Source organism: Williamsia sp. Y712 (assembly GCF_059445525.1).
The window spans coordinates 321,167-343,332 of record NZ_JCAIUN010000002.1; the positions used below are offsets into that span (position 1 = coordinate 321,167).

General features: G+C 62.7%; 22 protein-coding genes and 2 pseudogenes. 15 read left to right on the top strand and 9 right to left on the bottom strand.

Features of this window, described 5'->3' with window-relative positions; genetic code table 11:
• Positions 1 to 44: 44 nt before the first annotated feature.
• Complete coding sequence (locus AC1D75_RS16325; protein ID WP_495516382.1) at positions 45 to 545, top strand: MarR family winged helix-turn-helix transcriptional regulator; 501 nt, start codon at positions 45 to 47, stop codon at positions 543 to 545.
• A 183-nt stretch (positions 546 to 728) separates the two neighbouring features.
• Here AC1D75_RS16325 and AC1D75_RS16330 read toward each other — a convergent pair whose 3' ends face one another.
• The 3 genes from AC1D75_RS16330 to AC1D75_RS16340 all read right to left on the bottom strand — a co-directional run bounded on the left by AC1D75_RS16330 (position 729) and on the right by AC1D75_RS16340 (position 3,495).
• On the bottom strand, positions 729 to 1,304 hold the full coding sequence (locus tag AC1D75_RS16330) for a DUF6461 domain-containing protein (protein ID WP_495516383.1): 576 nt from the start codon (positions 1,302 to 1,304) through the stop codon (positions 729 to 731).
• A gap of 445 nt (positions 1,305 to 1,749) precedes the next feature.
• Positions 1,750 to 2,349 carry a hypothetical protein gene (locus AC1D75_RS16335; RefSeq protein WP_495516384.1) on the bottom strand — a complete coding sequence of 200 codons (600 nt, stop codon included), beginning with the start codon at positions 2,347 to 2,349 and terminating at the stop codon, positions 1,750 to 1,752.
• Between the two features lie 441 nt (positions 2,350 to 2,790).
• Positions 2,791 to 3,495, bottom strand: a complete 705-nt coding sequence (locus tag AC1D75_RS16340) for a DUF6319 family protein (RefSeq protein WP_495516385.1) — start codon at positions 3,493 to 3,495, stop codon at positions 2,791 to 2,793.
• Between the two features lie 683 nt (positions 3,496 to 4,178).
• Between AC1D75_RS16340 and AC1D75_RS16345 the strand changes: the two genes are divergently transcribed.
• Positions 4,179 to 4,559: a VOC family protein gene (locus tag AC1D75_RS16345; protein ID WP_495516386.1), complete on the top strand. Its 381-nt coding sequence runs from the start codon at positions 4,179 to 4,181 to the stop codon at positions 4,557 to 4,559.
• 187 nt (positions 4,560 to 4,746) lie between these two features.
• Here the strand turns inward: AC1D75_RS16345 and AC1D75_RS16350 are convergent, their stop codons facing one another.
• Positions 4,747 to 5,307 carry a TetR/AcrR family transcriptional regulator gene (locus AC1D75_RS16350; protein WP_495516387.1) on the bottom strand — a complete coding sequence of 187 codons (561 nt, stop codon included), beginning with the start codon at positions 5,305 to 5,307 and terminating at the stop codon, positions 4,747 to 4,749.
• An 88-nt stretch (positions 5,308 to 5,395) separates the two neighbouring features.
• Between AC1D75_RS16350 and AC1D75_RS16355 the strand changes: the two genes are divergently transcribed.
• From AC1D75_RS16355 to AC1D75_RS16370, 4 genes are all read left to right on the top strand, one after another.
• Positions 5,396 to 6,142 carry an SDR family NAD(P)-dependent oxidoreductase gene (locus AC1D75_RS16355; protein WP_495516388.1) on the top strand — a complete coding sequence of 249 codons (747 nt, stop codon included), beginning with the start codon at positions 5,396 to 5,398 and terminating at the stop codon, positions 6,140 to 6,142.
• A gap of 288 nt (positions 6,143 to 6,430) precedes the next feature.
• Positions 6,431 to 8,170: a caspase family protein gene (locus AC1D75_RS16360; RefSeq protein WP_495516389.1), complete on the top strand. Its 1,740-nt coding sequence runs from the start codon at positions 6,431 to 6,433 to the stop codon at positions 8,168 to 8,170.
• Positions 8,171 to 8,195: 25 nt separating this feature from the next.
• A complete protein-coding gene (locus tag AC1D75_RS16365) occupies positions 8,196 to 9,113 on the top strand; it encodes a hypothetical protein (RefSeq protein ID WP_495516390.1) in 918 nt (305 codons plus the stop codon).
• Between the two features lie 4 nt (positions 9,114 to 9,117).
• Entirely contained in the window at positions 9,118 to 11,466 is a 2,349-nt protein-coding gene (locus AC1D75_RS16370) for a CHAT domain-containing protein (protein WP_495516391.1), read from the top strand.
• Between the two features lie 375 nt (positions 11,467 to 11,841).
• Here AC1D75_RS16370 and AC1D75_RS16375 read toward each other — a convergent pair whose 3' ends face one another.
• On the bottom strand, positions 11,842 to 12,819 hold the full coding sequence (locus AC1D75_RS16375; RefSeq protein ID WP_495516392.1) for a zinc-dependent alcohol dehydrogenase family protein: 978 nt from the start codon (positions 12,817 to 12,819) through the stop codon (positions 11,842 to 11,844).
• Between the two features lie 116 nt (positions 12,820 to 12,935).
• Between AC1D75_RS16375 and AC1D75_RS16380 the strand changes: the two genes are divergently transcribed.
• The 6 genes and pseudogenes from AC1D75_RS16380 (at position 12,936) to AC1D75_RS16405 (ending at position 16,779) form a co-directional block, all read left to right on the top strand.
• Complete coding sequence (locus tag AC1D75_RS16380; protein ID WP_495516393.1) at positions 12,936 to 13,493, top strand: TetR/AcrR family transcriptional regulator; 558 nt, start codon at positions 12,936 to 12,938, stop codon at positions 13,491 to 13,493.
• A gap of 152 nt (positions 13,494 to 13,645) precedes the next feature.
• Positions 13,646 to 14,335, top strand: a pseudogene (locus tag AC1D75_RS16385) (energy-coupling factor ABC transporter permease); the annotation flags it as partial.
• A gap of 27 nt (positions 14,336 to 14,362) precedes the next feature.
• Entirely contained in the window at positions 14,363 to 14,740 is a 378-nt protein-coding gene (locus AC1D75_RS16390) for a PDGLE domain-containing protein (RefSeq protein ID WP_495516897.1), read from the top strand.
• Positions 14,741 to 14,742: 2 nt separating this feature from the next.
• On the top strand, positions 14,743 to 15,501 hold the full coding sequence (cbiQ, locus tag AC1D75_RS16395) for a cobalt ECF transporter T component CbiQ (RefSeq protein WP_495516394.1): 759 nt from the start codon (positions 14,743 to 14,745) through the stop codon (positions 15,499 to 15,501).
• The gene (locus AC1D75_RS16400; protein WP_495516395.1) at positions 15,498 to 16,226 is read left to right on the top strand and encodes an energy-coupling factor ABC transporter ATP-binding protein; all 729 of its coding nucleotides are present in this window, start codon (positions 15,498 to 15,500) and stop codon (positions 16,224 to 16,226) included. The genes cbiQ and AC1D75_RS16400 overlap by 4 nt, the downstream gene beginning before the upstream one ends.
• A gap of 91 nt (positions 16,227 to 16,317) precedes the next feature.
• Positions 16,318 to 16,779: a Fur family transcriptional regulator gene (locus tag AC1D75_RS16405; RefSeq protein ID WP_495516396.1), complete on the top strand. Its 462-nt coding sequence runs from the start codon at positions 16,318 to 16,320 to the stop codon at positions 16,777 to 16,779.
• Positions 16,780 to 16,804: 25 nt separating this feature from the next.
• Here the strand turns inward: AC1D75_RS16405 and AC1D75_RS16410 are convergent.
• The 3 genes and pseudogenes from AC1D75_RS16410 to AC1D75_RS16420 all read right to left on the bottom strand — a co-directional run.
• A pseudogene (locus AC1D75_RS16410) lies at positions 16,805 to 16,978 on the bottom strand (substrate-binding domain-containing protein); the annotation flags it as partial.
• 48 nt (positions 16,979 to 17,026) lie between these two features.
• Positions 17,027 to 18,172, bottom strand: a complete 1,146-nt coding sequence (locus AC1D75_RS16415; protein WP_495516397.1) for an RNA polymerase sigma factor — start codon at positions 18,170 to 18,172, stop codon at positions 17,027 to 17,029.
• Complete coding sequence (locus AC1D75_RS16420) at positions 18,169 to 18,576, bottom strand: YciI family protein (protein ID WP_495516398.1); 408 nt, start codon at positions 18,574 to 18,576, stop codon at positions 18,169 to 18,171. Before AC1D75_RS16420 ends, AC1D75_RS16415 begins: the two co-directional genes overlap by 4 nt.
• A 257-nt stretch (positions 18,577 to 18,833) precedes the next feature.
• On the opposite strand from AC1D75_RS16420, the gene AC1D75_RS16425 reads away from it, so the two are divergent.
• From AC1D75_RS16425 to AC1D75_RS16435, 3 genes are read left to right on the top strand one after another with little or no spacing between them, the layout of a single operon-like run.
• The gene (locus AC1D75_RS16425; protein ID WP_495516399.1) at positions 18,834 to 19,619 is read left to right on the top strand and encodes an SDR family NAD(P)-dependent oxidoreductase; all 786 of its coding nucleotides are present in this window, start codon (positions 18,834 to 18,836) and stop codon (positions 19,617 to 19,619) included.
• 25 nt (positions 19,620 to 19,644) lie between these two features.
• On the top strand, positions 19,645 to 20,451 hold the full coding sequence (locus AC1D75_RS16430) for an alpha/beta hydrolase (protein ID WP_495516400.1): 807 nt from the start codon (positions 19,645 to 19,647) through the stop codon (positions 20,449 to 20,451).
• Between the two features lie 17 nt (positions 20,452 to 20,468).
• Entirely contained in the window at positions 20,469 to 21,215 is a 747-nt protein-coding gene (locus tag AC1D75_RS16435; RefSeq protein WP_495516401.1) for an SDR family NAD(P)-dependent oxidoreductase, read from the top strand.
• 24 nt (positions 21,216 to 21,239) lie between these two features.
• On the opposite strand, the gene AC1D75_RS16440 is transcribed toward AC1D75_RS16435, so the two are convergent.
• Positions 21,240 to 22,091, bottom strand: coding sequence for an alpha/beta hydrolase (locus tag AC1D75_RS16440; protein ID WP_495516402.1), 852 nt, complete (start codon positions 22,089 to 22,091; stop codon positions 21,240 to 21,242).
• Positions 22,092 to 22,166 lie beyond the last annotated feature (75 nt).

Sequence of the window (22,166 nt, forward strand, 5' to 3'; positions counted from 1 at the left end):
ATCCCCGTAATGCTTTCCGTAGCAAGTAACGGTAGTATTCGGTCATGTCTGACGCCCAGCACCTGTCGCCGCAGCAGGACCGAACCTGGTCCTTGCTTGTGGGAGTGATGATGTGGTTGCCGGGCGCGCTGGACGTGTACCTCGAGCAGGTGGCTGGGCTGAGTCACGCGGAGTATCAGGTCCTGCGTTGGTTGTCGGTCAGCGAGGACCGGGAAGTGCATATGACGCAGCTGGCTGCAACGGCGGGCGTCACCCCGTCGCACCTGTCGCGCATAGTTGCCAGGATGGAAAAGCGGCTGTGGGTCACTCGGAAGAACGATCCTGATGACGCCCGACGGACGTTGGCGCAGTTGACCGAAGAGGGCGCGCAGGTGGTGGAGCGTACGGAGCCGGGGTACGCAGAGCAGGTGCGTCGGCGTGTCTTCGAGCACCTGAACGTTCGGCAAGTCGATCAGCTGGAAAGCCTCGCCGAGGCGATTCTGACGCCGCTACGCGAGGACTGCGTACAGCTACTACCCACACGCACATCCCGCGCGGAGGCTTGACGCCTCACAACAGTATTGGGACTTGACCTCTTTCTGGTCGGTCGTCTGCTGGTAGACCGTCGCAATAGGCATTGATTTCAATGGACAAGACAGTTATCACGCTTGGATTTATTCACCACTTAGTGCGAGGCCGGGCCAGTCGGTAGCTGGGTGGCAGCGATTGCACTTTTGTCGTTTCGCCTATCAGTACTGAACGGTACCGACCACAAACTGTGAGGTGTTCAGAAAATCGGCGGTGATAGCGGCCCCAATATAGTTGGCAGCCATAGCGAGTGATCCGTCGACTACGTGGGACTCGCCGTCCGGCAGCGGCCCTTCGGCATCGACTGGAAGCTCCGATTGGTGCATCAAGTTGGCCAGATTGTCTGGCACGGGGTCGAGCCCAAACCCGCAGCGCAGCAGCGGATCACAATAGGACGAGCGGGTGCCATCGGTCCAGATGTTGAATGAGTAGTGTCCTAGAACACCTTGGAACTGTACGACTTCGCGCCCTATAGACAAGGGTACGATTCCTTCATCGGCCCAGCCTGTCGAACTGATGGCAAGGGTCCAGCGCTCGGTGAGTGCGACGACGCCTACCATTTCGGGAGAGAGGTCATTCAAGGCTTTTAGGCCGAGAACCGAACCTTCGTCCGAAAATGTAACGGCGTCGAGGACGGCCTCGATCGACGAATCTCGCACGAACGCCACGGCAACGCTGGTTTCCATCCATGGATATTGGGAAGCAATCCATTCGTAGTCGCGATACGTCCATGTCATGGCGTCGAGTATGACACTCGCGCAGATCGCGAGAAGAGCTGCGGATAGACCGAAAGATCGCGGAGCTGGTTGTACGGACTCTTTGTCTAGATCATCGGGTTGTCATTGACCTGCAACGCGGCAGCCATACTCGAGCAGAAACGAAGCCGCAGTGGAGGCCGGCAGCGCGGTCAGCGGGACATATTCGCGCTGAGTCTGGCATCGGCACAATCACGCGCGATGTCGGCATTCGATTTGGTGGTGCCACCAGTTGGTCCCTCCTTGCCACCGCATGCAACCATCAGCGAAGCTAGGGTGCCAGACCGACGACGAGCGGTCTGGGCGCATTACCTGATAGCTGTCCGGGGGATCTGGGTCGCAGCATTCACGTTTGAACATGCTCCCTAATCTATTCTGCCGGCCTCATCGGCTGTGGCACAGAAACATTCAGTTCGACGGCCGCCGATCAGGTCGTTGTGTCGAGGTCCAGGAGTAGTAGCTCTTGGCGCAACTGACCCGCCTCGCGCTCGTGCGGTCGGTAGGTATGTAGTTGAAGTGGGGGTTGGGCAAGTTCGTAGAACCATTCGGTCCCCGCGATGGGCTGAAGATTCTCGTATTGTCGGGTGGGGTCGGGGTGGTCGATGTTCGACATGGGTCGGTAGTCGATGACGATCGATACCAGCTGCATTCGCATCACGGTCGCCGCGGTCACTGAACGCTCTGGTTGCCCACGGTAAACGGGTGCGGCATGATCGGCCCTGCCGGTGATACGCACAGCACCCGTCAGAGTGACGTGCTCGGGCACCGGACCGTAGACTTGGCAGTCGATCTGCACCTCACCGGATGTCGCGGTGGCCGGTAGACGCGTTTGTTTCTGGCCGACTATCGGGGCGGCTAGCTGATCATGCCCGGGCTGTAGCGCGGCGCTGAGGCGCCAGTCCGGACGCAGGCCGGCCCACAAGTCAGCAAACCCTGCGTTCCAGAAAAGGTGCCATTCGCCATGCTCACCAACACGGGGCGGTGCTTGCTGGGGTGTGTAATCAAAGATTGCGGGAAGAATCATCACCGACCAGTATGTCGGATGTCGCAGCTGGTGGGGAATCGTCCATCCGATGCAATCGAACTGACGCTACTTGACATAATGTTTCTTATCGGCGCGCCGAACCAGGACGAAAACCGAACAGATGAAGGTACTCGTCACACTGCTTTTTTTCCGGGGCCTGTCGGATTCGATCGACTTCAACGCGTTGCTACGTCTACGACTATGTCGACGCGACCTCGCATTGATCTCAGGCCGGACCACACGTCCGGCCTACGATCCTCCGGCGGCGTTCAGGTTGTTGGCGAGGTGGCAGGAATTAGGCCGAGTAAACGAATGGGCGCCAACGGATCCTGACCGAGTCGTCGACTCGCTCAACTACTGTTGCACGTCAAGTCCGATGATCACACGCCGAATCGTCACGGGTGACGATTCGGCTAGCGCCACCGGGACAGCCCGAACTCGCCGTCAGCTATCTGCGACCGGTGCGTCGAGATGTGCCAGCACTGCTCGCGCTGCTTCGAGCTCATGGCTGAGCTCGTCAATTCTTTTCTGGGCCGCCGCCCGCGCCGACTCGATAACCGCGTCGACTGCCGTGATCGCAGCGTCGTCGCCGAGTGCGTGCATCGCTCGCGCCACCCGGTCCGAGGTGACCTCGGTGGGCTTACCCTTCTTGCTACCGTGCGACACCGAGACCGTCCAAGTGCTCTCGCTCACCGACGTCACGGTGACACTGACCGCGGTTGAAGTCTTGGTGCGTCGGAGCGCTTTTGGCGGGGCGGATTTCTGTTCCACTGGTCTTGTCTTCGCAGGTTCGGGTTCTGGCTTCGATTCCGTCGCAACGGTTCTCGGTGATTTCGTTACGCCTGACGGTGTGGACGTAGCCCTGACCGGCCGCGGGCGCGCTGGAGGCGTGGAAGTTGCTACCGTGCGAGTCTTCTGCAGTTCGTCGGCCTCGAACGGCAATTGATCATCGACACCCTTCGGGCTTACTGTCACCGTTGACCCGTCGACAGACATCACGCGCGCCGATGCTCCCGCGGGGAGATTGAGCGACGGCATCGGGTCACGGAGGTAGACGGTGACCCGCTTGCCTGCGGTGAGTGCCGTAGACAGCATTTCCAGGTCGTCGGTAGTCAATCCGGTCGTTCTGCGCGAGTTCACGCTAACCATATTCGCACATGTGTGCGAGGATCGTGCGATCGACCGCACGTTACCGTTCACGCGATCCGCGGGTCCGGATCAGCAAACCTCGGCAGTGCGATTGCTTCCAGCCCGAAAAACATGAGCTATGTGAGCCCGGCCACGACCCGTCGGCACCGGCTAGAGTGCAGCGACGGCCGACGCGTGGGTGCGTCCCATTGACGCGTCGAATGATGCTGTGGTGCAGGGAGTTTGCATCCCTGAGCCTCGACCCGCGGCACCCCGTTACCGTCCGCTATTTTGTCACGTGACGCACCGATGTCGCCGAGTGGTGTTCGGCGCCTTGGTAATTGACGGTCGAATGTCAGAACCTGCGCGACCGGTGTCAAGTTCCGTACTGACTTCGCTACGAGACGATCGTGCGATGCTGCGCGGTGAGCCCCCTGTTGATTCAGCTGACGCTCCCCTGTGTCCCACCGTTGTCGACAGTGCTTGTGTTGCAGATGGTTTGGGCGCCGGTTCTCTACCGTGCGACGGACTCCCCGGATTATGTCACAGTGACAAAAGCTGGCATCTATGCCTGTGAGTGACCTCCGTGGCGTTGGTGACATTTCGGATCTTGCGTATGCGTCGCAGTCGTATCCGGAGTGGGTCCGCTAAACTTCCGATGGCAGAATTCTCCATCAATTGGGAAAGGCAGTGGGATGGCATTAGTGGATAAGGATCTGGCGAACGTCCGGTACATCGTCAACGACGTGGAAGCCTCCATTGACTTTTACACCACGCACTTCGGCTTCACTCTTCGCTACAGTGCGGCCCCCGCCTTCGCTGACGTCGTTCGTGGTTCGCTGCGTCTGCTGCTTTCCGGGCCGACGAGTTCTGGTGCCCGGATAATGCCCGATGGCGCTTTTCCCACAGCCGGCGGTTGGAACCGTATTCATCTCATCGTCGACGACCTCGACGCGGAGATCGAACGGCTGAAGGCTGCCGGAGTTCCATTCCGCAGCGACACCGTCAGTGGCCCCGGTGGACAACAGATTCTTGTTTCAGACCCATCGGGGAATCTCGTTGAATTGTTTCAGCCGGCTCCGTGACAGCACTGGAGCGGTACGTCATGCACGGCTTGTAGCAAACGTGCCGACCGAGGAACTCGACAAGACATTCGCAGCCTGGGATGGCCCGCCCCAGGTGCTGGCGCCCGGACAACGGCCCAGGGTTCATATCTCAAGCGCTGCAACAGTTCCGCGGTACGGACCCTGGCGTGCGACCGACGTCGCCGACTCAGGATTGGTATTGCAACATCCGCTCGACGGCGGTGACGACCGATTGCCGGCGAGCGGCAACTCCGTCACCGCCGGCTGGGTCTTCCTCGAGTCCGGTAAGTCCTTTTGGTGACAGCTGCCAGGCTTGCGCGATGGCGTAGATGAAGACCAGAACGTCGATGGCCGACAACGGTCGGGCCGCGGCCGTCGCGACGGCGAGCGCTTTGTTCCGATAGACATCGCGCGGCTCAGCAGTGGCCTCTGGTCGCTCGAGCTGAGCCCACATACTCAGCCGGAGCACTTCGGGGAAACGCTGATGATGATCGAATACGTCACCGGCCCAGCCGGCAAGGTCTTCCGGACGCGGCGGGACGTTTTCGGCCATGCGACGCAGAGCCTCTGCCAGGGTCGCATCGAATAGGCCGCTCTTGCCGCCGAAGTACGCGTAGATCATCCGAACGTTGCTCTGCGCCTGAGTAGCGATCCGCTCAACCCGCCCGCCCGCGAACCCGTGCGCGGAGAACTCGTCGGTTGCCGCCGCGAGGATTCGCTCTCTGGTGGCTTCGGCATCGCGGGCCATTGCGCTCTCCCCTGCTTCGGATTGACGGGCTTACAGTCACAGGCTAGCTTACAAGTAAGTAGTCATTTACTTATCAACTGGAGGCGACATGCCCCGTATTGCCCTCGTGACCGGAGCCAACCGCGGACTCGGACGAGCCACCGCACTCGCCTTGGCCAGGAACAAGATCAAAGTCGTCGCGGCCTCGCGGAGCGATGCGAGCGAGGTCGTGGACGACATCGTCGAATCGGGCGGCGAAGCCATCGCGGTCCACTTGGATGTCGAAGACCTCTCCTCCATCGAGGCGGCACGCATCGCTGTGCTCGCCGGCATCGGGCAGGAGTGGAACACCAGCACCATTGACGTGCTGGTCAACAACGCCGGGGTGGGCCTGTTCGCGCCTCTCGGCGCCATTACGGCTGAAGACTTCGACGCCACCTTCGCCGTTAACGTCCGTGGTCCGCTCTTTGTCACGCAAGCTTTCTTGCCCCATCTGTCGGAAGGAGCGAGCATTGTCAACGTGTCGAGTTCGCTCAGCCGACACGTCAGCCCGGCGACCTCCGTCTATGCGGCATCGAAGAAGGCCCTCGAAGCACTTACCCGCAGCCTCGCCCTCGAACTAGGCCCGCGGGGCATTCGGGTCAACTCGATCGCCCCCGGTCCGACCGCGACCGACTTCAATGGCGGAGCCATGCGCGACAGCGAAGCCATGCGCGAGGCACTCTCCGGGCAGACCGCTCTCGGGCGAGTGGGCGATCCGGCTGACATAGCCGACGCGATCTCAGCCCTTGTGTCCCGTGAGTTCCGCTGGGCTACGGGTGAACGCATCGAGGTATCCGGTGGTGTCTTGCTGTGACTGAACCAATGACCCGTCGAGCACACATCGACGCGTCCCGGCGTCGACCGGGCTTTCGACAGGCGAGCGCGCCATTCGTTGCTCACGTCGCCCGGGCTCTATAACAGCCCTGGGCCGACTATCGGGGACGTGCTTGGTGCCGGAAACAGGTAGTGCACTACTCGTGAGTGCACCGATCAAATGTCAGACGATTGAAGCGTCAGACGGTAGAAGCGGTTCCCGCATTGAGCGGCCCACAACTCGTGACCCGAGTCCGCACGCGAGAACCCTTTGCAGGAAGGTCTTGCGATGCTTCGGGGAGCAGTGTTCATCGGCGTGGATCGTACGGGTGCCGGCATGCCGGTGCTGTGCGCCGCCGCGTCGGGCGCGCGGCAGATGTACGACTGGGCCGTCGATTCCGATCGCGGTGGAATCGAACCGGCGAACGCTCGCCTCCTCACAGATGCCGACGCCAAGGTCACCTCTGACGGGGTGCTGACCGCGGTCGAGGAACTCATCGCAACCGGTGTGGACCAATTGATCGTCTACTTCGCGGGACACGGCCTGCTCGTCGAGATGATCGAGACCTGGATGCTGTCAGACGCACCGGTCCGGGGCAACGCGGCGATCAGCGTAGGTAAGAGCATCCAAGCCGCCAAAAGGGGAAAGACGCCGCACGTCGTCATCATCTCAGATGCCTGCCGAACGCCCGCCCAGGACATCGACACCCAGTCACTCACGCCGGTCTCCGCATTTCCCAACAGTCCCGGAAGTGCCTCACGCCCACGGGTTGACGTCTTCTACGCCAGCGCGCAGGGTCAGGCCGCGATCGAGATCAATACCGTTGCCGCCGAGGGGATCTACACGTCGGTGCTCCATGAGGCACTCAATGGGCGACTGTACGACGTGCAGGGTCTCGAGCGGGATGTGATGGTGCGCGGCGACGACGGTGACCCTCGCTGGTACATCTACACCAATCCGCTCTGCGTCTACCTCGAAGCGGCGGTCGGCGAACGCCTCGCGGAACTTGATCTCGACATGGATCAGTCGCCAACTTTCGACGTTCAGGTCGGCCCGAACAAGCGGTGGCTGGCCAGCGTCAAGCGCGGCGACGACGGTCCTATCGTGCGCGGTTTCGCCGGCGAAACCGAAACCGGCCTGGAGAGTATGGTTTCCAGGCGGTCGCTGTCGAAGATCACTACGACCCTGTACCAGGCTGCGGCGGGTCCGTCGGAGACGTTCACCTCCGAGCTCGCACTGGCAGAGTCCGAGGGTGCCGGTCGATTCGTCAGCTCGATCCAAACTTTGCTCGACCCGGTTGGGACCGACACTGTGCTGCCACCCACGGATGGAATGCGGCGCGGACTCCGCATTCGAGGTGCGTCGATTCGCCGCGCAACGTCACCAAATGGGGCGGTGGTCACCGATGGCAGGATGATCGATCTGGCGGCGGGTTCGGGCACCCGCATGGTGGCCTTCGAACTCGACAATCACACGACGACAATGCTTCCCGTGATCGAGGGTCATGTGACGGAGGTCCATGTCGATGGCCGGCACATCAGTGGGGTGTTCTTTGACCCGCAGAGGGCCGAGTCGAGTCGCGATCAGTATCTCCGACGCATCAAGGCGATTGTCACCGCGTCGGCGCAGCGTCGTCGCTATCCCGATGTGCTGGAGGGCGGCCGTCTGGCCGCGTTGTTGACCCGAAGCCAGCCAAATGACCTGACACTTGCGTTGTATCGGGCCTATGCACTCGGAACCAGCCAGGATCTGGATCAGTTGGCAGAACTACGAATACGGCTGTCTGAACAGCTCGGTGACATCGAATTCCTTGACCTGGCTCTGCTGGAAGCCGAGTCATCGCCTGGGTCAGCGCATGGTGCACAGCTCACGACGCCCTTCCCGCTGCTCACACAGGGCTGGGATCTCATCACCGACGACGGCCCGACTCTGTGGTCGCGAATCGGCGAACTCCGACGCCACCTACTGCCGTCGCTGTGGACGGTCTTCGACAGTGCCGCAACCGATCTGTTGTTCGAACCCGCTTGAGTCGAACCGACACGAGGAGAACCACATGTCCCGAGAGATCATCTTCATCCACGGTCGATCGCAGCAGGGCAAGGACCCGGCCGCACTCAAACAGGAGTGGATGGATTGCCTCAACGAAGGTCTCGCGAAGAGCGATCCGACGTTGCCTCCGATCAACACCGACCAGGTGCGGTTCCCCTTCTACGGGGACACCCTCGACCGCATGGCGAAAGGGTTCACGGACGGCGACGTCCCTGACGTCATCCTGCGCGGCGAACCGAACCTCAACAGTGGCGCGAAGCGATTCCTGTTCGACGTGCTCACCGATGTGCAACAGCAAGAGCACATACCCGACGCCGAGATCAGCGCACAGACCGGAATGGACGTCACCGAACGCGGCCCGCTGAATTGGCCCTGGATGCGCGCCATCCTGCAGAAGCTCGATCAGGACAGCAAATTGAGCGCCGTGACCATCGCGCTGGCCACCTACGACGTCTTCCAGTACCTCACCAACGGCACTATCCGCCGACGCATCGACGACGGCGTCATCGGCGCTTTCACGCCGGGAGCCGACAGTGTCGTCGTTGCGCACTCCCTGGGCACCGTCGTCGCCTACACCCTCTTGATGCGCGAAGGTGCGCGTCGGAACTGGAAGGTACCCGAGCTGATCACCGTCGGTAGCCCGTTGGCTGTCAACGCGATCCGTGATCGGGCACCGGGTATCGGTGAAGTCGGTGGCAACCGCACACCGCCCTGCGCCGAGAGTTGGTTCAACGCCATGGATCCCCACGATGCCGTGGCATTGCACCCACTCGACGTCGACCATTTCACCATCAACCCACCGGTACCGGCGATCGAGAACAAAACCGATGTGGACAACCGAACGCCGAATCAGCACGGCATCAGCGGATACCTGGGTGATTCCGTGGTGGCGCGGCGAATCTACGACGCACTACAGGAGTAAGGAAATGGCCACTGAAGAGATCGACTTTCATCTCGAGATCAGTCGATATCTGGCCGCCGATCATCGCGGCGGCTATCAGGCGAAGGTGCTCGGGGCACCTTCGGGTGGTCACCCGAACGCCATATTCGACATCGATGTCGACGACATCGTGAACCAGCGAGACGAGCTCGAGAACGCCATCCTGGCCGCGTCCGTCCCGGCGCGGCGCGCGATACCTGTCAGCGAACGGTCGTTGCACGAAGTCGGCACGAGCTTGTTCCGTGCGGTGTTCGACGGTCCCGTGAACAACGCATACCGAGCCAGCCTGGGGGCCGCGCAACACCAGCGCAAGCGACTTCGGCTGGTGCTCAGCCTGACGGCACCGGAACTGGCCGCCGTCCCGTGGGAGATGCTGTTCGACCCCGACGACGGGAGATACCTGTGTCGGCAGAGGCCTCTCGTTCGGCACATCCCGGCGCCGGACTACGACCCTCTACCCCTCGACGTAGAGCCTCCGCTGCGCGTCCTGTGCGTCGTCGCGTCCCCGAGAAATCTTGGCGCGCTCGACACGGAGGCCGAGATCGGCCAGCTGAGGGCGGCTTTGCGGGAGCAGATCGAGCAGCGTCGGATCGAGTTGGTCTGCGTGCCCCAGGCATCGTGGAGCAGCGTGCACCGCTACCTGATCTCGGGGACGTGGCATGTGCTGCACTTCATCGGTCACGGCGACTACGACCCGGCGAAGACCGAGGGTTGCATTGCGCTGGTAGGTGAGAATGGCCGCGCCGACATGATCGAGGCCTCACGGCTGACCGAATTGCTCGACGAAGCGGAACCCACTCCGCGTCTGGTCGTGCTGAATTCGTGCTCGTCGGGGCGGGCCGCATCCGACGACCTATTCGCAGGCACCGCCGCTGCCCTCGCCCGCGGCGGGATAAGCGCCGTCGCTGCAATGCAATTCACCGTCAGCGATGCGGCGGCGATCGAGTTCGCACGTGGCTTCTACACGGCGGTCGCCGAGGGCCGAGATATCGACCGCGCCGTCCTCAGTGGACGAAAGGCCATCCTGGGGTTACCGAACACCCTGGAATGGGTGACGCCGGTGCTGTACATCCGGGGTGGGTCGACTCGGTTGTTCCATCTGACGGATCAGGTGCCCGGGGCACCGTCGAATCCACTGCCGAACATCGTGCGCGACCTGCCGTCGAATCCAGTGGCGGTGCAGCCGCTTCCGGCGCCGAACATCGTGCCCGGGATGCCGTCGAACCCAGGCCCGGTGCAGCAGTCGAATCCAGCACCGGAACCGTGGTCGGATCGGCGATCGCGGCAGGTGTCGGGACAGCCGTCGTTTCCGGTAGCAGAACCGCGATCGGATCGATGGGCGCAGCCGGTCGGTCGGCAGGAGCCGGCGTGGCAGTCGCAACCGAGTTGGCCGCCCGTTGAACATCTGCGTCCGGAGCCACGGACCGAGCACGTGGTTGTACCCCGTACCGAGTTGTCAGATGAGGTATTTACAGACAACAAGCCCGCTGCACCGAAGTTGTTGCTCTGCCTGGTCGCGGCAGGTCTGGCGATACTCGCGGCTGGGCTGATGATCGTCAATCCGTTCGTGCCCTATGCAAAGGGCAGTCCTGGGCACACGATCTTCAACAGAGACGAACTTCGGATTCTCCTGATCCCTTCGATGTCACTCGCGTTCATCGCTGGACTCGCCGGAGTACTCACGGGCAGTTCTGGGCGTGCTCGTCTGATCGGCCTCGGCTTGATCCTGAGCGGCGCTGCAATCGGCCCATCGCTACTCTTCACACAGTGGATCAGTGAAGAAGGATCTCCGTCGGCCTGGAGCAATTGGGATATCGCCGTATGGGTCTGGGTCATCGGGGCCTTGAGCTGGACCCTCGGAGCGGGCGTGGCCGGTTTCGTGCTGCTGTCCGCACGAGGGCCATCGCCCCGATTGCGATTCACCTTCACCGAGCGACGTACCCAGCTGGCACTTCTTCTCGGCGGTCTCGCGTGCATCGTGCTGCTTTGGCACCATTTCTCGATGCCCGGCGCGTGGCAAGAAGAACGGCGAGTCAGTCCGCTGCTCGGCGGACTGTGGATCGCGGGAGCGGCGCTCCTGGTCCCGCTCGTCGCCTCCGCGATGCGCGAGCACTCTCTTCGGGTCGGATTCGTTCTCGGGTGGGCCGGAGTATCCGCCGCATTTCTCTTCTACCGAATCCAGATTCTTTACGAGAGGCACGATGACTCAGCGATGCCGCTGGCCCTGGCCGTCGTCTTCGGGCTGCTCGTCGTTGCCTGCGCCGTGGTGTTCACGCGTACCTGGCGGGACGGAGTCAACCAGGTGGAAGGGGGCCGTCCACTCCCCCTCCGCTAGGCTCTCGACGTGAAGCGGAAACCCGAAAATACAGCTACACCGCTCGCCGCGAATCTCCTTGGGGCCGCCATATTATTGACCCTCGTAGGGTCATTTTGGGCCCTCGTAGAGGCAGTTGACTGGTCGGGAAATGTGACGAGTCACCGTACGCCCGGTACCAAACCGTATAAGGGATACGAGAGCAAGCACTGGGGAATGGGTGATCGAATTCTGGTGTTTTTCGGGTTCGATTCCGAATCAGCAGTGGTGGTTTCCCAAGCCCTGCTCTGGACCTCTCGTCTTGGTTTCGCGGTGACTGCCATTCTCATCTTCCTGGTTGCGCGCGTCCTGATGGCGGCGCGGTCAACAGGATGACCTCATCAGAACGAGTGGGTTTTACAGTGTGACAACGATTTTCCCGATCTGTCGACCATGTTCGAGATAGTGGTGGGCCGCGGCGATGTCGTCGAGTTTGAATACTTTGTCGATCGTCGGGTTCAGAGCCCCGTTTCGCAGTCCGGCTCCCAGGAATGCGGCGATTCTCCGCACCACCACGGGATCGAGTGTGTGCTCGAAGCTCGCGTACCGGATCAAGGTGAGGGGATTCATCGGAACAGGAGCAGGCCGTGAATCGAGCCAGCCCACCGCCACGATTTTTCCGTTGAACTTCAACGCGCCGGCGAGTTCGGCCAGGCCGGGGCCCATGACCGAGTCGAGGATGATCTCCACCCCCACGCCATCGGTGCATTGTTTGGCGACCTCGGCTATGTCGTCATCATCGGAGACGATCACCGTGGCGGCGCCCGCCTGCAAGAGGGTGTCCTTCTTCGCGGTGCAACGGGTGACAGCGATCGGGATGGCGCCGATGAAATTCGCGATCTGGATCGCGGCCAGGCCCACGCTGCTCGATGCTGCGGTGATCAGGACGTGGTCACCGGGGCGCAGACCCGCCTTCTCCACCAGTGCCCCGTAGGCCGTGGAGTACGACACCCACAACGCCGCAGCGCTGGTGGCATCGAGCGTCTCTGGGCGGGTGATGACCCGGCCGGCCGGCACGATCGTGTACTCGGCGTAGGTTCCGTTGATGTCGGCGTCGGGCACGGCGGTGATGATGACCTCGTCACCGACGTGGACACTCGGGACGCCCGAACCGACCGCGTCGACGGTACCGGCGCCTTCGACCCCGAGTCGGGCATGCGGAAGCCGGATCGGTGCCGGGTAGTGCCCGGCGCGCATCATCTGATCGAGACGGTTGACCCCGAACGCGTCGATCTTGATACGCAGTTCGCCCGCGCCGGGTTCACTGATCGGCTCATCCACGATTTGCAGAACATCCGGTTCACCAAACTCGTTGAATACGACAACACGTGCCATGGTGGCGACTCCTTCTCGGTGTGCTGCATGTACTTCAGGTCGAGTGCATTGCAGTCAGACGCTATTATTTATACACTCGTGCAAGTAATGCAAGTGTCAAAATCACGGAGGTAGAGATGGCGGGACGACCGGTTGACCATCAGCGTCGGGTCGCGTTGCTGGATGCAGTGGTCGACTACGCGGTCGAGCAGGGGTTCTCCGAGCTGACGTGGCGTCCTGTCGCCGCAGCCCTCGGGGTCACCTCGAACACACTGGTACATCATTTCGGTACCAAGGAGCAGATGTTTCAGGCCGTCCTCGCGCGGCTACGAGAACGCCTCATCGTGGATACCGAAGGGGCGCTCGGCGAGCAGCCCGACCTGGCAAGCGCGGCACGGGTGGCGTGGGAGCACACCTCGGACCCCAAGCGGGAACAGGAGTTTCGACTGTTCTATGCCGTGTATGGGCGCGCTCTACAAGCGCCACAGCAATTCACCGAGTTTTTGGGGCAGGTGGTCACGGACTGGATGCGCTCGCTGTGCGAAGTGCAAGGCCCGGACGTCGATCCTGATATTGCCAGACGACGGGCGACACTCGTGATCGCGACGATTCGAGGGCTGTTGCTCGACCTACTGACCACCGGTGATCGCGACCGAGTCCACGATGCGGCTGAGGCCTTTCTCGCTGGCCTGTAGTCGCCGATTGCGGGCGTGACTTCATAAGCGCGACAACCACTCTCGTGTGTGCTGGTCCGAAATGTTCCGAAACAGGACGAAACGGTCACACAAACGGAGAGCATTTTTCGGCGGTCTTGCCAGTGACTGGCATCACGCGTAGCGTCCGGAGAATGAGCAGTACCACCACTGCGATGCATATGAGCGACGGCATTGTCGACGCGCCGACGTCGCTGCTCTTTGCTGCGATTGCTGTGTGTGGTCTTGCCTTTGCGGCCTGGCGGGCGCGTTCGGAGCTCGACGAGCGAACAGCTCCGATGGCAGGCCTGGTGGCCGCCTTCATCTTCGCTGTTCAGATGGTCAACTTCCCCATCCTGCCTGGTGTCAGTGGCCATCTGCTCGGGGGCGCGTTGGCCGCGATCCTGGTCGGGCCGTACGTCGGGGCGCTGTGCGTGGCAATCGTGCTCGTTGTGCAGGCGTTGCTCTTCGCCGATGGTGGACTCACGGCCTTGGGCGCCAACATCACGAATATGGCACTGATCGGTGTCGCTGTCGGGTATGTCCTGGCCCGACTCCTCGCTCCCCTGCTGGTTTCCCGCGGCGATGCGGGGATGGCCGGCATCGGATTCATTGCCGCACTGGGGGGTACCGTCGCCGCGGCGATGGGTTTTGTACTCGAGTATGCGATCGGTGGCGCATCGGGCTCCACGCTCGGCGAGGTAATGGGCTACATGCTGGCCACCCATCTTCTGATCGGGGTCGGAGAAGGCGTCATCACCGCGATCACCGTTGTCGCGGTGGCCAAAGCACGTCCTGATCTGGTCTATCTGCTGCGTGCTGTGCGCCGAACAGACAGTGCCCGAGGCGCTTCGGACCACCCGGGCCGATCGATGACCAGATTTCTGCTCGCCTTCGCGGCAGCAGCTTTTCTGGCCGCCGGCCTCTTGTCGTACGTGGCCAGTTCGCAGCCCGACGGTCTTGACGCAACCACCCAGCGGGGATGCACCGTGGTCGAGGTCGATGGTGCCGAACAACTCGATGGCCAGTGCATTGCCCAGAATGCCAGTGAACATCACCGCTCCGAATCGTTCCTGGCCGACTACACCATCAACGGCAACGAGACACTCACGGGCGCAGCGGGAATCGTTGGCGTGCTGGCGGTATTCGCGCTCTTGGTCGCCGTGATTCGGCTGATCCGCGTAGGCAGACGTCGCCCCGCACTGGTAGCACCCGCAGGCGTCTCCGATACCCGCAGCCAGGCGCCGTAACAGTGGGCGCGGGAAACTCGCTCTATCTGCCCGGAAACTCGCCGGCACACCGCGCCGCTGCCGAAGTGAAAATCGTGGCCGCGGTCATCGCGGTGTTCGCCGTGGTTGCGACGCCCCGAGAGTTGTTCTGGCCGTTCGGGTGTTACGCCGCCATCCTGATCGGAGTCTGGTGGTGGGCACGCATCCCCCTACGTTGGATCCTGCCGCGGATGGTGATCGAACTGCCCTTCGTCATCCTTGCCGTGCTACTCCCCTTCGCCGACGGCGGCCCACAGACCGAGGTTCTCGGAGTGTCACTGTCGACGCAAGGGCTATACGCCGCATGGGGCGTCATAGCCAAAGGCACACTCGGTGTCGGGGTGTCGCTGACCCTGGCGGCAACCACGAACGTCCGTGACCTACCTTCCGGGCTGACCCGTCTGCGGGTGCCCGGAATGATCGTCACCATCGTCGTACTCATGCTGCGGTACGTTGATCTGCTTGTTGCGGAAGCCATCCGGATGCGTATGGCGCGCATCTCGAGAGGCGACGATCCGCGTACCCTGCGCCAGGTCGGGGCCACCGCGCGTGGAGCCGGAGCCCTGTTCCTGCGCTCCTACGAACGCGGAGAACGCGTCCACCTCGCCATGCTCTCGCGCGGATTCACCGGAGCGGTCCCCCACTATGGGACGATCCCGGCAACCGCCACCACCTGGCTGTTGGCCCTGATACCGACCACAGCAGCGGTCGCTGTCAGTATCTGCGCCTGGTGGCTGCAATGACAGCGATATCGGCCGTGGCGGCGGGCACCGTGCGGGTGGTTGACCTCAGCTTCGCCTACCCCGACGGAACCGGCGCACTGCACGAGGTGAGCCTGCACCTCCCCGCCGGCGAGCGGGTCGCCGTCCTCGGACCCAACGGCGCCGGAAAATCGACCCTGATGTTGCAGCTGAACGGTGTGCTGACCGCGGATTCCGGTGAAGTCCACATCGGAGACATTCAACTGGGCCCGGACACCGTGCGCGAGGTCCGGCGACGGGTCGGCCTGGTATTCCAGGATCCCGACGATCAGCTGTTCATGCCGACCGTCGCCCAGGATGTCGCCTTCGGCCCTGCGAACTTCGGGGTCCTGGGTACCGACCTCGACAAACGTGTCGCCGAGGCCCTAGCCGCAGTGGGAATGTCAGACCGGGCCGATCGGTCACCAGCACATCTGTCGGTCGGAGAACGTCGCCGCGCCGCGTTGGCCACCACGCTCGCCTGCCACCCCGATGTCCTGGTGCTCGACGAGCCGGCGGCGAACCTCGACCCGGTCGCCCGGCGAGAGCTCGCCGAGGTACTGCGGAGGTTGCCGACCACCATCGTGATGGTCACCCATGACCTGCACTACGCGCAACGAATCTGCACGCGAGCTCTGATCCTCGACGGCGGCCGGATAGTCGCCGACGGCGATATCGCAGAGATACTCGGTGACAGGGATCTACTCGAACGCCACCGCCTTGCCTGAATCATCCCGCGCCTGCTCAGTCCAGCCGACCATCGGATTGTCGGCAAACCAGACGGTTGGCAATACCTGCATTCGGCGCGACACTGGACATATGCCCGGTGCCGAAACGACAAGCGACCTCGCGGTCGCCCAGGCGCGCTCGATCCTGCAACACCACCGATTGCGGTGCACTGCCCCCCGCGTGGCCGTCATGACAATCCTGATCGCCGACCCGGCCGTCGGGCATCTGAGCGCACAACAAATCGTCGAACGACTCACCGAACAACGCGACCTGGTCGACCTGACCACGGTCTATCGAACCCTCACCACCATGGTCGAGGTCGGGATCCTGCACGCCCTCACCGTCGGCGACCGTGTCACCACCTACGGATTGGCCGAACAACCCCACCACCACGCCGTCTGCACCCGGTGCGACGCCGTGATCGAAGTACCTGCCGAATATCTCGCCGAGGCCCTCGCCCGCGCCAGTGACGGCAGCCGCTTCGAACTCCCCGCCACCGCGGGTCTGACCCTGCACGGACTGTGCCCGACCTGCCAGAAAAAGGCGAAATAGGCATTCGGCACCTGACCGTCCGCCTTTACGGTTTTTGGTCGACGACGATGCCGAGACAGCGGGTCGACCCGCGCTCGACGAGTTCTACTGGCACAAGGCGTGTTACGGCCGCACCGAGCTGTGGATCAGTGATCAACATCTCCACCAGTTCGTGGCCGAGTCGCTCTGGACCGGGGTCGAACGTCGTCAACGGGATCGGGCCTGTGCGTGAGACATTGCTGTCACTCGAGGTGTGGCGGCGGGGTGCTCAGGCCTGCAGCAGATGTCGCACCCGCGCGGCCTCTCTCGTGAGGTGATCGCGCTCCGGAACGTTTGCGGCAGTGCGGGATGCCTCGGCATACAGATCAGCGGCGACCTCGAGATCACCCGCGCGTTCATGCAGATATGCCGACACCGCGACATAGCGTGGTAGCACCGGGTCCACGTCGACCAGCGCGGCCAGGCCGGCTTGCGGCCCGTCGGCCTCGCCGACCGCCACTGCGCGGTTGAGTCGGACCACCGCGCTGTCGGTGATGAGAAGCAGTTCGTCGTACCACTCGACGATCTGCACCCAGTCCGTCTCGGCAGTGCTACGGGCATCGGCGTGTAGCGCGGCGATTGCGGCCTGCGCCTGGTATTCACCCAGCCGGTCACGAGCAAGCGCCGCCTGGAGTATTGCCACGCCCTCGGTGATCTGCGTTGTATCCCAACGGGATCGGTCCTGCTCGGCCAGCGGCACCAACCGCCCGCCTGGTCCGGTACGAGACGCGCGGCGCGCATGGTGGAGCAGCATGAGTGCAAGCAGCCCGGTGACCTCGGGTTCGTCGGTCTGGGCAACAACCTGTCTGGTGAGACGAATCGCTTCGGCCGCAAGGTCGACTTCGCCGCTGTACCCCTCGTTGAAGACCAGGTAGAGCACCCGCAGAACGGTTCCGAGATCGCCGTGCTGGTCGAGCCGAAGTCCGGAGATCCGCTTCTTGGCCCTGCTGATCCGTTGGGCCATGGTCGCTTCAGGCACCAGATATGCCGACGCTATCTGGCGGGTGGTGAGGCCACCGACCGCTCGCAACGTCAATGCGACAGCCGACGCCGATGACAGCGTCGGGTGCGCACACAGGAAGTACAGCTGCAGCGTCTCGTCCGCATCAGGTGCCGGACCGGGGACGGGCTCGACCTCGACGGCGAGTTCCCTACCCCGCCGCGAACTCTCGGCGCGCGCGGCGTCGAGGAACCTGCGCCACGCCACTGCAACCAGCCAGGCTTTGGGATCACGAGGTGGATCGTCAGGCCACGATTCCATGGCCCGGATCAACGCCTCCTGGACGGCGTCCTCGGCCGACGCGAAGTCGGCTCCGCGCCGGACGAGGACACCGATCACCGCGGGCACAAGCTCCCGCAGTAGAGCCTCGTTCACTCGGTCACCGTGGGCGGGTCGCTGAGAAATGGTCGGACCTCGAGCCACTCGTGGATCGGCTTGCCCCCGGCGCCGGGCGCCGCGGACAGCTCCCCTGCCAGCTCCGCAGCACGATCCCACGACGCCACATCGATGACCATCCAGCCGGCGATGAGGTCTTTGGTCTCGGCGAACGGACCATCGGTCACCGGTGGACGCCCTTCGCCGTCGTACCGCACGAACGCACCGTCGGGCGCGAGCGCCTGTCCGTCGACGTACTCACCCGTTCCTTCCAGGCGGTCTGCGAAATCCTGCATGAACTTGATGTGTGCGTCGACCTCATCCGGCGTCCACTGGTCCATCGGCACCGAGTCGCCGATGGGAGTCGGGCCGCCTCGGTAGTGCTTCAGCAGCAGATACTTCATGGTGTTTCTCCTTCGTCGTCGCGGCGCGTTGTCGCCGCCTGCATATCTGAGACGGAGCCACCACCCCATTCTCGACACCCTGGCACCCCGAAATCATCTTTTTCGTCAAGCGCTGCTCTCTCCCGTCATCGGGTTTACCATTCGACGTGAATGTGGTCGTGCCGTTACGAGTTCGGGCGCTCGGTCGATTGCTTGACGCCTCCCCCGCTGATTTGCCGAGCGGCTACCCGTGTACCGGCGCGAACGATCGGATGCTGATGGATCTAGGCCTCTCGGGAAAGTTGGCGGTCGTCACCGGCGCCAGCAAAGGTATCGGTCTGGCGGTGACCTCCGCGCTGACAGAGGAAGGCGCGCACGTCGTCGCCGGTTCACGAAGCCGGGGCCCCGATCTTGCTCGCCTGGAAGATGCGGGCCTCGTGACGTTCGTTCCCGTGGATCTGTCGACGCCCGAAGGTCCGATCGCGTTGATCGAGCAGGCCAAAACGCTCGGCGGTGTGGACATCCTCATCAACAACGCCGGAGCGGTGACCCCGAGGCCGGCCGGGTTCGTGGGCGTGACCGACGACCAGTGGTATGACTCCTGGACCCTGGGGCTGATGGCAACCGTGCGAACCACCAGGGCCGCGATACCTCAGCTTCTTCGACGTGGCGGCGGAACGATCGTCACTGTCAGCTCGGTCAATGCCTTTCTCCCCGACCCTGGGGTTGTGGACTACAGCGCGGTCAAAGCGGCCCTCACCAATGTGTGTAAATCGCTCTCGAAAGAGCTCGGTCCGCAAGGAATACGTGTCAACACGGTCAGTCCGGGACCGGTGTCCACCAGCCTGTGGCTCGGCGAGGGCGGCGTTGCCGAGACAATTGCCGGCGCCAGTGGCGGACAAGCCGACGAGGTCGCCAAAAGCGCAGCAGCGCAGTCGGTCACAGGACGGTTCACAACGCCCGAAGAGGTCGCCGCTCTCGTGCTCTTCCTGGCTGGAGAAACATCTGCCAATGTGACCGGATCAGATTTCACCATCGACGGCGGCCTGATCCAGACGCTGTGAAAACCCACGATCGAACGGAACACGAATGGCCGCTGCACCTCTGAACAACCACGTCCTGTTCATCCACGGTTTGTGGATTCATTCGAGCGCATGGGAACCATGGATCTCCCTCTTCGCAGAGCGTGGCTATACGGCCACTGCTCCGGGCTGGCCCGGAGACGGCGTGACCGTGCAAGAGACCCGTGAAGCGCCGGAGAAGATGAACAACGTTGGAATACAGGATGTTTACGAGCACTACGCGAAGCTGATCGGAGCACTCGAGACCAAACCGATCGTCATCGGACATTCCTTCGGCGGTCTGATCGCTCAAGAACTCCTCGCGACCGACCTCGCCGCGGCCGCAGTCGCGATCGACCCGGCTCCGATCAAAGGGGTCAAGGCACTTCCCTTCTCACAGTTGAAGTCCGGATTTCCGGTCCTGTCGAACCCCGCGAACAAGAAGAAGACGGTGGCCTTGACCCCGAAGCAGTTCCACTACAGCTTCGGCAACACACTGACACAAGAGGCGTCCGACGAGTTGTTCGAGAAATGGACCATCCCCGGACCCGGCCGCCCACTGTTCGAAGACGCAACCGCCAACTTTCGCCGCAATTCCCCGGCAGCAGTGGACACACACAAGGCGAGCCGTGGGCCTTTGCTCCTGATTTCAGGAACCGAGGATCACACCGTCCCGGCCAAGGTGACAAGAGAAGTTCTCGCGATGTACGCCGGTGGTGATTCGATCACCGAATATCACGAGTTCGAAGGCCGTGGACACTCCCTCACCATCGACGACGGTTGGGAAGAGGTCGCGGGGACGACACTGGCCTGGCTGAGCGACAAAGGTTTCTGACGCGAGAGGGAGCGCAGATGTGGGATCTTGGCGGGCGCGTTGCCCTCGTCACGGGCGCTACGAGCGGAATCGGAAAGGCCACGGCATCCAGGCTTGCAGCTCATGGGGCGCACGTGATCGTGTCCGGTCGTGACCTCGAGCGTGGCAAAGTAGTCGTCGAAGCGATCGAGAGTGACGGCGGTAAAGCCGATTTCATCGGTGCGGAATTGACTGGCGCCACAGCAGCTGTTGCTCTGGCGCAGGATGCGATGGCGTTGACGGGTCACGTCGACATCCTCGTCAACAACGCCGGGGCCACAGTCTTCGGGCCGACCTCCGGTGGTACCGAGGAAGACTTCGACGCGCTGTATGCGCTCAATGTCAAATCTCCGTATTTCCTTGTCGGTCAGCTGGTTCCGACCATGATCGAGCGCCAGTCCGGTGTGATCGTCAACGTGAGCACGATGGTCGCGAGCTTTGGGAGTTCGTCGTCGGGGATCTATGGCTCGAGCAAAGCCGCACTGAACCAGCTCACCAAGGATTGGGCGGTGGAGTTCGGCCCCCACGGTGTGCGTGTCAACACCGTCGCACCCGGTCCCACGCGGACTGAAGGGACGGAACGGGTGCTGGGTCCAGTGCTCGACAAACTTGCGGCCAAGTCGCCCTTGGGCCGTCCGGCAACGCCCGACGAAATTGCGTCGGTCATCGTCTTCTTGGCAAGTGATGGCGCAGCCATGGTTCATGGCCAGCTCATTCACGTCGACGGCGGTCGGAGCATCATCTGACGGCGACGCGCTCGCCTTCCGGGTTCAGCGTTGTGTCGCGGTGGCGGCGGCCAGGATCGTCGTCGCCACTTCGCCGGGCCGGGACACCAGAGAGGCGTGAGAGGCGTCGACCTCAGTGGTGTGGCCTGCCGCTGCACGGGAAGCCATGAACCGCTGCAGGGCAGGCGGAATGACCTGATCCTGCTGGGAGACGAGGTACCAGCTGGGTACCTTTGCCCACGACGGGTCACCAGAGGGTTCGAGGTTGGCCACAAGTGCTGCAGACTTTTGGTGAGCGAACATGTCGGCCGCGGTGGCGTCGTCGACGTCCTGGGCGAAGATCTCATGGAAGTACGGCTCGGCGATGTAGCCGTCGACGTTGTATCCCGCGATCCCAGTCGGATCCTCGACAACCTTGAGCTCCAGCGCGGGCGGCAGCAGCCGACTGCCGGGATAGATCAATGGGTTGAGCAGACCTTGGACGAACTCGCCCTGCGCGGGAGCAAATGCCGCGATATAGACATTCGCGACTACGTCGGGATCGTGAGTATTGGTGATGACCGCTCCGCCGTAGGAATGTCCGACGAGGACAATCGGGCCGCTGATGGTCGCGAGCTGCTTCTCGAGCGCGGCAGAGTCGTGAGCCGGCCCTCGCAGCGGATTGTCGAAGGTCTGAACCGGATACCCGGCAGCTCCCAGCGTCGCTGCGACGTCACGCCAGCCAGAAGAATCGGCGAATGCTCCGTGAACGAGGACGATTGTCGGTTTTGTCGTCGGCTCGGCGTTCGCGGGAACGGCTGACAGGCAGAACACAGCGACGAACAACGCGATGATCGCCGCCAGGCGAGTGTGTAGCCCGGACCGTGTCGGACTAATGCGGGCAGTGGTGGACACCATGGCCGATCCCCTCTCGTCGCAATTGAAGTAACAGACAACCTAGAGGTGATCCACCCGTCTGACCTGAACGTGGGT

Coding starts and splice junctions, on each gene's coding strand:
- AC1D75_RS16365 (WP_495516390.1), top strand. CDS start 8,196: ATGTCCCGAGAGATCATCTTCATCCACGGTCGATCGCAGCAGGGCAAG.
- AC1D75_RS16425 (WP_495516399.1), top strand. CDS start 18,834: ATGGATCTAGGCCTCTCGGGAAAGTTGGCGGTCGTCACCGGCGCCAGC.
- AC1D75_RS16440 (WP_495516402.1), bottom strand. CDS start 22,091: ATGGTGTCCACCACTGCCCGCATTAGTCCGACACGGTCCGGGCTACAC.
- AC1D75_RS16390 (WP_495516897.1), top strand. CDS start 14,363: ATGACCAGATTTCTGCTCGCCTTCGCGGCAGCAGCTTTTCTGGCCGCC.
- AC1D75_RS16375 (WP_495516392.1), bottom strand. CDS start 12,819: ATGGCACGTGTTGTCGTATTCAACGAGTTTGGTGAACCGGATGTTCTG.
- AC1D75_RS16380 (WP_495516393.1), top strand. CDS start 12,936: ATGGCGGGACGACCGGTTGACCATCAGCGTCGGGTCGCGTTGCTGGAT.
- AC1D75_RS16435 (WP_495516401.1), top strand. CDS start 20,469: ATGTGGGATCTTGGCGGGCGCGTTGCCCTCGTCACGGGCGCTACGAGC.
- AC1D75_RS16400 (WP_495516395.1), top strand. CDS start 15,498: ATGACAGCGATATCGGCCGTGGCGGCGGGCACCGTGCGGGTGGTTGAC.
- AC1D75_RS16325 (WP_495516382.1), top strand. CDS start 45: ATGTCTGACGCCCAGCACCTGTCGCCGCAGCAGGACCGAACCTGGTCC.
- AC1D75_RS16330 (WP_495516383.1), bottom strand. CDS start 1,304: ATGACATGGACGTATCGCGACTACGAATGGATTGCTTCCCAATATCCA.
- AC1D75_RS16405 (WP_495516396.1), top strand. CDS start 16,318: ATGCCCGGTGCCGAAACGACAAGCGACCTCGCGGTCGCCCAGGCGCGC.
- AC1D75_RS16370 (WP_495516391.1), top strand. CDS start 9,118: ATGGCCACTGAAGAGATCGACTTTCATCTCGAGATCAGTCGATATCTG.
- AC1D75_RS16420 (WP_495516398.1), bottom strand. CDS start 18,576: ATGAAGTATCTGCTGCTGAAGCACTACCGAGGCGGCCCGACTCCCATC.
- AC1D75_RS16360 (WP_495516389.1), top strand. CDS start 6,431: ATGCTTCGGGGAGCAGTGTTCATCGGCGTGGATCGTACGGGTGCCGGC.
- AC1D75_RS16350 (WP_495516387.1), bottom strand. CDS start 5,307: ATGGCCCGCGATGCCGAAGCCACCAGAGAGCGAATCCTCGCGGCGGCA.
- AC1D75_RS16355 (WP_495516388.1), top strand. CDS start 5,396: ATGCCCCGTATTGCCCTCGTGACCGGAGCCAACCGCGGACTCGGACGA.
- AC1D75_RS16340 (WP_495516385.1), bottom strand. CDS start 3,495: ATGGTTAGCGTGAACTCGCGCAGAACGACCGGATTGACTACCGACGAC.
- AC1D75_RS16430 (WP_495516400.1), top strand. CDS start 19,645: ATGGCCGCTGCACCTCTGAACAACCACGTCCTGTTCATCCACGGTTTG.